The sequence below is a fragment of the Pacificibacter sp. genome, assembly GCF_039769035.1.
GTDB lineage: Bacteria > Pseudomonadota > Alphaproteobacteria > Rhodobacterales > Rhodobacteraceae > Celeribacter.
Genome location: NZ_JBDMZG010000034.1, coordinates 1 through 10,832 on the forward strand (window position 1 = coordinate 1; position 10,832 = coordinate 10,832).

Annotated in this window: 10 protein-coding genes and 1 pseudogene; 8 read left to right on the forward strand and 3 right to left on the reverse strand. The window is 53.0% G+C overall.

Translation table 11 applies throughout. From position 1 onward, the window contains the following. Positions 1-181 precede the first annotated feature (181 nt). Positions 182-808: a TetR family transcriptional regulator C-terminal domain-containing protein gene (locus ABF287_RS03560; protein ID WP_347183648.1), complete on the reverse strand. Its 627-nt coding sequence runs from the start codon at positions 806-808 to the stop codon at positions 182-184. 279 nt (positions 809-1,087) lie between these two features. On the opposite strand from ABF287_RS03560, the gene ABF287_RS03565 reads away from it, so the two are divergent. The 8 genes from ABF287_RS03565 to ABF287_RS03600 all read left to right on the forward strand — a co-directional run bounded on the left by ABF287_RS03565 (position 1,088) and on the right by ABF287_RS03600 (position 9,450). Next, positions 1,088-2,416 carry an aspartate aminotransferase family protein gene (locus ABF287_RS03565; RefSeq protein WP_347183649.1) on the forward strand — a complete coding sequence of 443 codons (1,329 nt, stop codon included), beginning with the start codon at positions 1,088-1,090 and terminating at the stop codon, positions 2,414-2,416. Between the two features lie 211 nt (positions 2,417-2,627). Further along, on the forward strand, positions 2,628-3,884 hold the full coding sequence (locus tag ABF287_RS03570; protein WP_347183650.1) for a Zn-dependent hydrolase: 1,257 nt from the start codon (positions 2,628-2,630) through the stop codon (positions 3,882-3,884). A 3-nt stretch (positions 3,885-3,887) separates the two neighbouring features. Further along, positions 3,888-4,394 carry a hypothetical protein gene (locus ABF287_RS03575; RefSeq protein WP_347183651.1) on the forward strand — a complete coding sequence of 169 codons (507 nt, stop codon included), beginning with the start codon at positions 3,888-3,890 and terminating at the stop codon, positions 4,392-4,394. Positions 4,395-4,427: 33 nt separating this feature from the next. Then, the gene (gene hydA, locus ABF287_RS03580) at positions 4,428-5,882 is read left to right on the forward strand and encodes a dihydropyrimidinase (protein ID WP_347183652.1); all 1,455 of its coding nucleotides are present in this window, start codon (positions 4,428-4,430) and stop codon (positions 5,880-5,882) included. Between the two features lie 81 nt (positions 5,883-5,963). Then, a complete protein-coding gene (locus ABF287_RS03585; RefSeq protein WP_347183653.1) occupies positions 5,964-6,740 on the forward strand; it encodes an ABC transporter ATP-binding protein in 777 nt (258 codons plus the stop codon). Then, a complete protein-coding gene (locus tag ABF287_RS03590) occupies positions 6,737-7,633 on the forward strand; it encodes an ABC transporter permease subunit (RefSeq protein ID WP_347183654.1) in 897 nt (298 codons plus the stop codon). The genes ABF287_RS03585 and ABF287_RS03590 overlap by 4 nt, the downstream gene beginning before the upstream one ends. Continuing rightward, positions 7,630-8,406 (forward strand): ABC transporter permease, encoded by a 777-nt coding sequence (locus tag ABF287_RS03595; RefSeq protein WP_347183655.1) that lies wholly within the window; start codon positions 7,630-7,632, stop codon positions 8,404-8,406. Before ABF287_RS03590 ends, ABF287_RS03595 begins: the two co-directional genes overlap by 4 nt. 57 nt (positions 8,407-8,463) lie before the next feature. Further along, the gene (locus tag ABF287_RS03600; RefSeq protein WP_347183656.1) at positions 8,464-9,450 is read left to right on the forward strand and encodes an ABC transporter substrate-binding protein; all 987 of its coding nucleotides are present in this window, start codon (positions 8,464-8,466) and stop codon (positions 9,448-9,450) included. A 68-nt stretch (positions 9,451-9,518) separates the two neighbouring features. Here the strand turns inward: ABF287_RS03600 and ABF287_RS03605 are convergent, their stop codons facing one another. Both ABF287_RS03605 and ABF287_RS03610 read right to left on the reverse strand, forming a co-directional pair. Next, positions 9,519-10,376 carry a GNAT family N-acetyltransferase gene (locus ABF287_RS03605; RefSeq protein ID WP_347183657.1) on the reverse strand — a complete coding sequence of 286 codons (858 nt, stop codon included), beginning with the start codon at positions 10,374-10,376 and terminating at the stop codon, positions 9,519-9,521. 132 nt (positions 10,377-10,508) lie between these two features. After that, positions 10,509-10,832: pseudogene (locus ABF287_RS03610) on the reverse strand (acetyl-coenzyme A synthetase); the annotation flags it as partial.

Below are 10,832 nucleotides of genomic sequence, written 5' to 3' on the forward strand. Positions count from 1 at the left end.
GATGACACGTCTCCCCCATTTCTAAAACTTTGCACGCCAAATAGATCGGACATACTGAACTCCAAAGGTTGGAGCCCCCACGGATATCTTAATAGAGTCCTACTCTTGCCAAAGCGTTAACAGCGACAGTCTAAAGACGCATTAGCAGCGGTGCAGCAGTGTTTGTCCAAAGAATGTCGAGCTATTGTGGCGTGCTTGTACTTAGCATTTGGCGATATAGGCGGTCCAAAAAGACCTTTGCGTCGTCAAAATGTGCTTCGCCATCCGTTTGAATAATGCCACGAATTTGCGCGTCGAAATCGGCGTAATGTTGTGTCGTGGCCCAAATCGAAAAAATAAGATGATAGGGCTCAATTTCCGCGACGCGCCCTGCGTCTGACCATCCTTTTATTACTTGCGTCTTTTCATCGACCAGTGTTTTCAATTCGCCTTCGATCTTGTCTGAAATGTTTGGCGCGCCTTGCACAATTTCATTGGCAAACAAGCGGCTTTCACGGGGAAATTCACGGGCCATATCAAGTTTGCGCAGGGCATAATCAACGATTTCCTCAATCGGGTCACCTTGTTCATCAAGTTTGCGCAAAGGGGCAAGCCAGTTGGCCATCAAGCGGTCCAGCAGCGCGCGGTGGATCGCGACTTTGGACGGAAAATAATACAGAAGGTTCGGTTTCGACAGGCCTGATTCTAGGGCGATTTGGTCCAAGGTCGCGCCGCGAAATCCGTACTGTGAAAACACATTCAGAGCCGCCTCGAGAATGGTTTCATGGTTCTTTTTTTGGATTCGTGTTCTTGGCGTCTTCCCTGGCATGGACAGTCGATTCCCTCTTTGTGCATTTTGCCTAAACAACAGGTAACCTGTTGATGAAAAAAACGCCATTCTTAAGAATTATTTGCCTCAAAATGGCCGAAAATTCAAGAAGACCCTCTGCTTGTGTTGTGTCGGTCCTTGACCCACTTGGAGGCGCTGCTAACGTAGTCTTGACCATTTGGTCAAAGTGCGTTGCGGCAATCGCTTGATTGTCGGCACTTAAGCGATATGGTCGCGTCGCGCCGATGCGCGATATGATGGACATATATGAGGTAAAGTATGGCTATGGATGGTGAGGCACGCCCAAACGATTTGTCGGCATTTTGGATGCCGTTTACATCAAATCGTCAGTTTAAAAAACAGCCGAGGATGTTCGTTTCGGCGGACCGTATGCATTATACGACCTCAGACGGGCGGCAGGTGCTGGATGGCACTGCTGGGCTTTGGTGCTGTAATGCGGGGCATAACCGACCTAAGATTGTCGAAGCGATTCAAAAGCAAGCGGCGCAATTGGATTACGCGCCAGCGTTTCAAATGGGCCACCCAAAGGCGTTTGAATTGGCGACCAAGCTTGTCAATATGGCGCCTGAGCCTTTTGAACATGCATTTTTCACCAACTCGGGGTCAGAGGCCGTTGAAACAGCGCTCAAGATCGCGTTGGCGTATCATCGTGCAAAAGGGCATGGCGAACGCACACGGTTGATTGGTCGAGAACGAGGCTATCACGGTGTGAACTTTGGCGGTATTTCGGTCGGAGGTATTGTCACAAATCGCAAAATGTTTGGCACGCTTTTGGCAGGTGTTGACCATTTACCGCACACGCATTTGCCGGAAAAAAATGCCTTTACCAAAGGCCAGCCAGAACATGGCGCTTATTTGGCAGAAGAACTTGAGCGCATTGTCGCGCTGCATGGCGCAGAGACTATTGCAGCTGTGATTGTGGAACCTATGGCTGGCTCGACAGGTGTGCTTTTGCCGCCGAAAGGGTATTTACAGAGATTGCGTGAAATCTGTACGAATCATGGAATTTTACTTATATTTGATGAGGTTATAACTGGATTTGGACGCTTAGGGTCAAGCTTTGCGGCTGAACATTACGGTGTCATGCCGGATCTCATCACCTGCGCCAAAGGCTTGACCAACGGTATTATTCCGATGGGGGCTGTGTTGGCAACGGCTGAGATCCACGACACCTTTATGCAAGGTCCCGAGCATATGATTGAGCTGTTCCATGGGTATACCTATTCCGGTAATCCAGTTGCGGCGGCGGCGGGCATTGCCACGCTTGAGACCTATGCAGAAGAGGGGCTTTTTGAACGCGCGGATAGCCTTGCAACATATTGGGAAGATGCGCTTCACAGCCTAAAGGGTCTGCCTCATGTGACGGATATCCGCACCATGGGTCTTATCGGCGCTATCGAACTTGCGCCAATTGCAGGAGAGCCAACAAAACGTGCGTTTAACGCCTTTTTGAAATGCTACGAGAAAGGTGTGCTTGTGCGTACCACCGGAGATATCATTGCATTGTCACCGCCTTTGATTATTGAAAAGGAACACATCGACACCCTGATCGGGACGCTGGCCGATGTGCTCAAAACCTTAGAGTGATCCCTTCGGGGGTTACTCAAACATCATGACCAACAGCGCGGGCGCTGCGACCATAAGCCCAGTGATGATAGCAAGTGAGGTTGTTAAGCCTTTAAACACGATGTTCTCCTTTGTCTGTGTGACATTCAGGTAGGGCGATTTGCATGCCCGTCGAGAACAAAAACGCCGCAGTGGGTTCGGCAATGCACGACCCAAATTTGGAGTGACCGATATGAGCAATTCAGTAGATAAATCAAATATGCGGATCGATGGGACGCGTCTTTGGGACAGTCTGATGGATATGGCGAAAATCGGTCCAGGTATTGCGGGTGGTAACAATCGCCAAACGCTGACCGATGAAGACGCCGAAGGGCGCGCGTTGTTTCAAGCGTGGTGCGAGGCCGCGGGTATGACCATGGGCGTTGACACCATGGGCAATATGTTTGCGACGCGGGCGGGGGAAGACCCTGACGCTTTGCCCGTTTACATGGGCTCGCATTTGGACACCCAGCCCACAGGTGGCAAATATGATGGCGTTCTTGGCGTGCTTGGTGGTTTGGAAGCTGTGCGCACGATGAATGATCTGGGCATCAAGACCAAACATCCCATCGTGATCGCCAACTGGACCAATGAAGAGGGCACGCGGTTTGCCCCTGCCATGCTGGCCTCTGGCGTTTTCGCGGGCAAGCACACGCAGGACTGGGCTTATGACCGTGTCGACGCCGAAGGACTGAAATTTGGCGATGAGCTGAAACGCATTGGCTGGGTCGGCTCAGAGGCTGTGGGCGCGCGCAAAATGCACGCCATGTTTGAGCTGCACATCGAACAAGGCCCCATTCTGGAAGCCGAACACAAAGACATCGGCGTCGTCACCCACGGTCAGGGTTTGCGCTGGATCGAATGTACGGTGACCGGCAAAGAAAGCCACACGGGCTCCACCCCGATGCCGATGCGCAAAAACGCTGGGCGCGGTTTGGCGCGCATCACCGAGCTGGTGCATGAAATCGCGATGAAGCATCAGCCCAATTCTGTCGGCGCTATCGGCCATGTCGACGTCTACCCAAATTCACGCAACATCATCCCCGGAAAAGTGGTCTTCACCGTCGATTTCCGCTCGCATTTGCAAGACGTGATCGATGCGATGCTGGAAGAATTCTACGAAAAAGCGCCAAAGCTTTGCGAAGAGATCGAGGTCTCTTTGGAAACCGAAATCGTCGGCCAGTTTAATCCGCCTGCCTTTGACGAGGCCTGCGTGACCGCGGTGCGTAATGCAGCAGAAACGCTGGGGTATTCCCACATGGATATCGTTTCCGGCGCGGGGCATGATGCCTGTTGGATCAATGACTTATACCCAACCTCGATGATCATGTGCCCTTGTGTGGACGGGTTGTCCCACAACGAGGCCGAAGAGATCAGCCCCGAATGGGCCGCCGCTGGTACGGATGTCTTGCTGCATGCGGTGTTGGCGACAGCGGAGGTGGTGCGCTAGAACATGTTTGCCTTGCTGAAAAATAAAATCAAAACACCGGCAGAGCGTTTAAAGTCCGGTGGACTGTGCCGAAATTGCACGGTCTTTATGCATCGAGAAAAGCCATTTCATGTTGTGGCCACATTATTCGGGAAAGGTGTAATCTTCGAATTGGATGGCGAGACAGCTACCTATGAAGGCCGCACCGATATCGAATTGGGAGAGGTCGTAAAGGAGCGATTTATGGCAAGTGAAATTCGCCCCTACACGGAAGACATTCGAATTCGCAAAAAGACGCAATGGCCCTCATACAAACAGACAAACTGTCGTTCAGTTGCTGCTTTCGAAAGGGACTTCATCAGAATCTCTGTGTCGGGTCTCAATAGTTCAAACATAATTGTGCGTCTCGAAAGCCAACCGGTACAATTTGGGCTGGCAATTACGACATTGTGCAACCCCCTTAATGCCGCTGCACTTGGTGGTGAATTGAACAAGATTAAGAAAAGCTATCTCAAATGGGAACGCGCTTAGCGCCCTCTGCTGATTGAAGAAGGAAGCCAAACTATGACCAAAGTGATCAAAAACGGCACAATCGTCACAGCCGATCTGACCTATGAAGCCGATGTGAAAATCGAGGGCGGCAAGATCATTGAAATCGGGCCAGACCTGTCTGGTGATGAGGTGATTGACGCCGCGGGGTGCTATATCATGCCGGGTGGGATCGACCCGCATACGCATCTTGAGATGCCGTTTATGGGCACCTATTCGTCCGATGATTTCGCCTCTGGCACGCGTGCCGCTCTGGCGGGGGGCACCACGATGGTCGTGGATTTCTGCCTGCCTGCGCCGGGGGAAAGCCTGCTGGATGCCTTGAAAGTTTGGGACAATAAATCGTCGCAAGCCGCCTGTGATTATTCCTTCCACATGGCGATCACATGGTGGGGCGAACAGGTGTTCGATGAGATGAAACTCATCACCGAAGAAAAAGGCATCAATACATTCAAACACTTCCTCGCCTATAAAGGCGCGTTGATGGTGAATGATGACGAACTGTACAGCTCGTTCAAGCGCTGTGCTGAACTGGGCGCCACGCCATTGGTGCACGCGGAAAACGGTGATGTGATTGCCGAGCTGACAGCGCAATTGTTGGAACAAGGCAACACAGGCCCAGAGGCGCACGCGTACTCTCGGCCCACGCAAGTAGAGGGCGAGGCGACAAACCGCGCCATCATGATCGCCGATATGGCAGGCGCGCCTTTGTATGTGGTGCACACCTCTTGCGAAGAAGCGCATGAGGCCATTCGCCGTGCGAAAATGCAGGGCAAACGCGTTTGGGGCGAGCCTTTGGTGCAGCATCTTGTTTTGGATGAATCTGAATACTTCAATGAGGATTGGGACCACGCCGCGCGCCGCGTGATGTCGCCGCCGTTCCGCAACAAACAGCACCAAGACAGCCTCTGGGCCGGTCTGGCCTCTGGCACGTTGTCTTGTGTGGCGACGGATCACTGCGCCTTTACCACCGAACAAAAACGCTTTGGCGTTGGCGACTTTTCCAAGATCCCCAATGGCACAGGCGGTTTGGAAGATCGCTTGCCTGTTTTGTGGACCAAGGGGGTCAACACAGGTCGCATCACTATGAATGAATTCGTGGCGGTGACCTCGACCAATATCGCGAAAATACTCAACTGTTACCCGCAAAAAGGCGCTGTTTTGGTGGGCTCTGATGCCGATCTCATCGTTTGGGATCCAAAAATCAGCAAAACCATTTCCGCCGACGCGCAAGCCTCTGCCATTGATTACAATGTCTTTGAAGGCATCGAAGTCACCGGCCTGCCGCGCTACGTTTTGACCCGTGGATATGTGGCAGTAGACAACGGCGAGTTGAAAGCGAAAGAGGGCCACGGTGAATTTGTGGCCCGTGATGCCAATGCCACCGTGAACACGGCTTTGTCGAAATGGAAAGACCTCACCGCGCCACGCCCTGTGGAGCGCACAGGTATTCCAGCGACAGGCGTTTAAATTGGGTGGGGGCCGAACGCGGCCCCCTCGCGACAGGGACAAAAATGGACCTCGCACAAAGCCAGGCCAGAAAGACCAACTATGACTTCGCCAGTGATCGATGTGTCCAATGTGGACCTCACATTTCAAACCAACGATGGCCCGGTCCATGCGCTCAAAGATGTGAATCTTGAGATCAACAAAGGCGACTTTGTTTCCTTCATCGGTCCGTCTGGTTGCGGCAAGACGACGTTATTGCGCTGTATTGCTGGGCTTGAGACCCCGACAGGGGGCACTTTGACGGTGAACGGATTGTCGCCTGAGGACGCCCGCAAGGCGCGCTCTTACGGCTATGTGTTTCAAGCCGCCGGATTGTACCCGTGGCGCACGATTGGTGGGAATGTGAAGCTTCCCCTTGAAATTATGGGGTTTTCCAAGGCCGAACAGGTTGAGCGTGTTCGCAAAGTGCTTGAGCTTGTGGACCTTGAAGGCTTTGAGAAAAAGTACCCATGGCAGTTGTCCGGCGGTATGCAGCAGCGTGCATCGATTGCGCGGGCGCTGGCGTTTGATGCGGATATCTTGTTGATGGACGAACCTTTCGGGGCGCTGGATGAAATTGTCCGTGACCATTTGAACGAACAGGTTTTAAAGCTCTGGGCGCGTACAGAAAAGACCATCGCCTTCGTGACGCACTCCATCCCCGAGGCCGTTTATCTGAGCACCAAGATCGTGGTCATGTCACCGCGTCCGGGGCGGATCACCGATATTATCGACAGTCCTTTGCCCAAAGAACGGCCCCTTGATATTCGCGATAGCCCTGAGTTTATCGAAATTGCGCATCGCGTACGTGACGGTTTGCGGGCGGGGCATGAAGAATGAGTAAGGGCGCAGCCACATCATGGACACAGTCTGTTGTGCCAGTCTTGGTCGTCATCAGTGTTTTGATGGTGGTGTGGTACGCTGCTGCGATTAAAATGAACTCGACGTGGACTTACGATCAAGCTGCGCGCGCGGGCACAAATCCGAGCTTTTCCGAGGTTGTCGTAGACACGATGCAACAAGATCGTCCGCTGTTGCCTGTGCCGCATCAAGTGGCGCGTGAGCTGTGGAAAACCACGGTCGAGAAAAAGATCACGTCGAAGCGTTCAATGATCTATCAAGGCACAATCACTTTAAAAACAACGCTTTGGGGCTTTGCCTTGGGGATTGTTGTTGGTGTGTCATTGGCGGCCATCATTGTCCTCAGCCGTGTTGGGCGGCTCAGTTTGATGCCATGGGCGATCATTTCGCAGACCATCCCGATTGTGGCGCTCGCTCCTATCATTGTGGTGTTGACCAATGCCATTGGGGCAGGGTCACTGTTGGTGCCCAAAGCGATGATCGCCGCTTATCTGAGCTTTTTTCCTGTAATGGTGAGCATGGTCAAAGGGCTGACCAGCCCCGATCATATGCAACTTGATTTGCTCAAGACCTATGGCGCGAAGACCTCTGAAGTGTTTTGGAAACTGCGTGTGCCGTCCTCCATGCCTTACTTTTTTGCCTCGTTGAAAGTCAGTGTCGCCGCCGCGTTTGTCGGCGCTGTGGTGGGCGAATTGTCCACCAGTGCCATCTCAGGCCTTGGCGCGCGGATTTTGATTGGGTCGCAATTTGGCGAGCCGATGATCATGTGGGCCGCCTTGTTTGCGGCTGCGATCTTGGCTGGTATTTTGATTTTCACCGTTGGCGCGATTGAAAAAATCCTGCGCCGCGCCATGGGGGAGCAACCAGCATGACCCGTTCTGACACGCAATTTGAACGTATCGCGTACCCCGTTGGGTTTGGGCTTTTGGTCTTGCTTGTGTGGGAAATCGTGGTGCGTCTGTTCGATATTTCACCCGCACTTTTGCCTGCGCCGTCAATGATTGGTGCAGCTATCGCTGGATCTTTGCCGATCTTGTGGGGGGACTGGGTGCAAACGGTTATCAAGGGCGCACTGAATGGGCTTTGGATGGGCAGTTTTGCGGGAATTGCACTGGCGTTGGTGATTGATCGTTTTGAGTTTCTTAAACGCGGGCTCATGCCTGTGGCGAACTTTTTCGCGGCCTTGCCAATTGTCGGATTGGCGCCGATTATGGTCATGTGGTTTGGTTTTGATTGGCATTCCAAAGCGGCAGTCGTCGCGATCATGGTGTTTTTCCCGATGTTGGTAAACACGCTTGGCGGGCTGTCTGCCACGGACAACATGCAACGTGATTTGATGCGGACCTATGCAGCGGGGCATGTGACGACGCTGTTTAAACTGCGCATCCCAGCCGCGCTGCCTTTCGTGTTCAACGGTCTCAAAATTGCGACAACTTTGGCGCTGATTGGGGCGATTGTTGCTGAATATTTTGGCTCTCCGATCCGTGGCATGGGGTTTCGCATCACCACAGAGATGGGGCGCTTGGCAACGGATATGGTTTGGGCTGAAATCACGATATCGGCGCTCACGGGCACGGCTTTGTATGGGCTTGTGGCATTAATCGAAAAGAGGGTGACCTTTTGGCATCCCTCACAACGCGGGTAACCGTATAAAAGCTGCACGAGGAAAACCTCGGCAGGTCAACAACTTGGAGGTTGTATTATGAAAAATCTACTGATGAGCGCAACAGCGCTGGCAGCGATGGCAACGGGTGCATTTGCGGCCGATGATGTGACGCTGCAATTGAAGTGGGTCACCCAAGCGCAATTCGCGGGCTACTATGTGGCGCTTGAAAAAGGTCTGTATGAAGCCGAAGATTTGAACGTCACAATTAAGCCAGGTGGACCAGATGTGGCCCCTGTGCAAGTGCTGCTTGGCGGTGGTGCTGACGTGATGGTCGATTGGATGCCATCCGCTTTGGCCGCACGCGAAAACGGCGCGCCTGTGGTGAACATCGCGCAACCTTTCAAGTCGTCCGGCATGATGCTGACCTGTCTCAAAGAAAGCGGCATCACAGCGCCGACTGATTTCGCGGGCAACACTTTGGGTGTTTGGTTCTATGGCAACGAATATCCGTTCTTGAGCTGGATGGGCAAACTTGGCATCGCGACGGATGGATCTGAGGGCGGCGTGACGGTTCTCAAACAAGGTTTCAACGTTGATCCACTGCTGCAAAAACAAGCCGCTTGTATTTCGACCATGACCTACAACGAGTACTGGCAGGTTGTGGATGCTGGCATTTCCCCTGATGAGCTCGTGACATTTAAGTATGAAGATCAAGGTGTTGCGACTTTGGAAGATGGTCTCTACGTGTTGGAAGACAGCCTGACAGACGATGCGTTCAAAGACAAAATGGCGCGTTTCGTGAAAGCCTCTATGGCGGGTTGGACTTGGGCTGCTGAGAACCCAGAAGAAGCTGCAGAGATCGTGCTTGAGTACGATGAAACAGGTGCGCAAACCGAGAAGCACCAGATCCGTATGATGGGCGAAGTGGCCAAACTGATCGAGGGCTCCACTGGCGCGCTTGAAATGGCTGACTACGACCGTACCGTTGCGTCTTTGTTGTCTGGCGGGTCTGATCCTGTGATCACGAAAGCCCCTGAGGGCGCGTACACCTCTGACATCACCGATATGGCGATGATGAAGTAAGCTTTTTTGCTTTAGTGTTTGGGCCTCGCATGTGAATGCGGGGCCTTTTTCATTGGTAGGTTAATAAGTTACAGAAAGCACGCAGCACCACTTTGAAACGCGAATGCTCCTGTGCGCAGTTTGAAACGCGCCAAATCAGGGGCACGCTTTTGATCGATCGTGCCCAAGTCCAGCCGTGTGACGCCTTCCTTTTTAAGGGCCAACATGGCGCTCCACAAAATGAGGTTGTGCGCGTTTTGTGCCCGTCCATTCGGGCCCGTGTGGCCCATGTAATAAGTCGCAGTATTGCCATGTTTGATGAACAACATTTGCGCGTCTGAAGCTGCAAACAGTCGCAAGGATCGCGGCGCGACGTTTTGCAGGGCGAGGGCGAACTCTGGCGGCAGCGCGCGATAGGTCGCCTTGGATTGTCGTTCTTTTTCGGCTCGCAGCAAGGGCATCAGCGCCTCAGGGGTAGCGGTGATTTTCACGACTTTGAGACGCGTTTGTTCGGCTTTCTTCAATCCGTTACGCCACTTGGCATGAAGATTGGCGCGCAAATCCTCAGGTGAGACCGATAGGTCAAGCATGCACAGCGTTGGCGTTTGGGACAGTTTTATCCTGCGAAGCTTTTCGGCAGGGGTCATTACCGTGATGGTGCGCGCGGGCAGGGCGCGCTTGATGCGTTTTAAAGCCCGTTGACGATCACAGGCTTCAACTATTAACGGTCCACGCGTTGCGAGGGCAACCTCAACGCCGGCGATTTTACGACTGACGGTCTGTGCTGTCGCGATGCAGGCGGTGTCGTCATAGATCGCGATGCGACGTGTCGTCCGGCCAAGGCGTTCGGCGGCGGCACCGTAAAGCCACCTTTGTTGCAAAGGGGCTTGGAACTGGTCCGTCAGTCTGTCCCAGTCTTTTTGTGAAGTGATCGCGCCAATATCCATGTCTTTAGCAGTGTCGTGCAAAGGCAAAGGTTTGGTTAACGAGAGCTAAATTTAGAAAAACGGGGTCACTTTAAAGATCAAAGGCCGCCCATAACGGCGGCCTTTATAACTTTCGCATCACGCCTTATGAAATCAAGCGTTGTAGATCGAGTTGGCGACCAGATCGTCGACCACTGCGGGGTCGGCTAGGGTTGATGTGTCGCCCAAAGATCCCGTGTCGTTTTCAGCGATCTTGCGCAGAATGCGGCGCATGATTTTGCCGGATCTGGTTTTCGGCAAGCCGGGGGCCCATTGGATGAAGTCAGGCTTGGCAATAGGGCCGATTTCTGTGCGGACCCATGTTTCCAATTCCTTTTTCAACGCATCAGACGGCTCTTGGTCATTCATCAAGGTGACATAGGCGTAGATGCCTTGGCCTTTGATTTCATGTGGGAAACCAACCACGGCAGCTTCGGC

Bases quoted from the DNA above. Each gene is read 5' to 3' on its own strand.
- ABF287_RS03560 (WP_347183648.1), bottom strand. From the start codon at position 808: ATGCCAGGGAAGACGCCAAGAACACGAATCCAAAAAAAGAACCATGAA.
- ABF287_RS03565 (WP_347183649.1), top strand. From the start codon at position 1,088: ATGGCTATGGATGGTGAGGCACGCCCAAACGATTTGTCGGCATTTTGG.
- ABF287_RS03570 (WP_347183650.1), top strand. From the start codon at position 2,628: ATGAGCAATTCAGTAGATAAATCAAATATGCGGATCGATGGGACGCGT.
- ABF287_RS03575 (WP_347183651.1), top strand. From the start codon at position 3,888: ATGTTTGCCTTGCTGAAAAATAAAATCAAAACACCGGCAGAGCGTTTA.
- hydA (WP_347183652.1), top strand. From the start codon at position 4,428: ATGACCAAAGTGATCAAAAACGGCACAATCGTCACAGCCGATCTGACC.
- ABF287_RS03585 (WP_347183653.1), top strand. From the start codon at position 5,964: ATGACTTCGCCAGTGATCGATGTGTCCAATGTGGACCTCACATTTCAA.
- ABF287_RS03590 (WP_347183654.1), top strand. From the start codon at position 6,737: ATGAGTAAGGGCGCAGCCACATCATGGACACAGTCTGTTGTGCCAGTC.
- ABF287_RS03595 (WP_347183655.1), top strand. From the start codon at position 7,630: ATGACCCGTTCTGACACGCAATTTGAACGTATCGCGTACCCCGTTGGG.
- ABF287_RS03600 (WP_347183656.1), top strand. From the start codon at position 8,464: ATGAAAAATCTACTGATGAGCGCAACAGCGCTGGCAGCGATGGCAACG.
- ABF287_RS03605 (WP_347183657.1), bottom strand. From the start codon at position 10,376: ATGGATATTGGCGCGATCACTTCACAAAAAGACTGGGACAGACTGACG.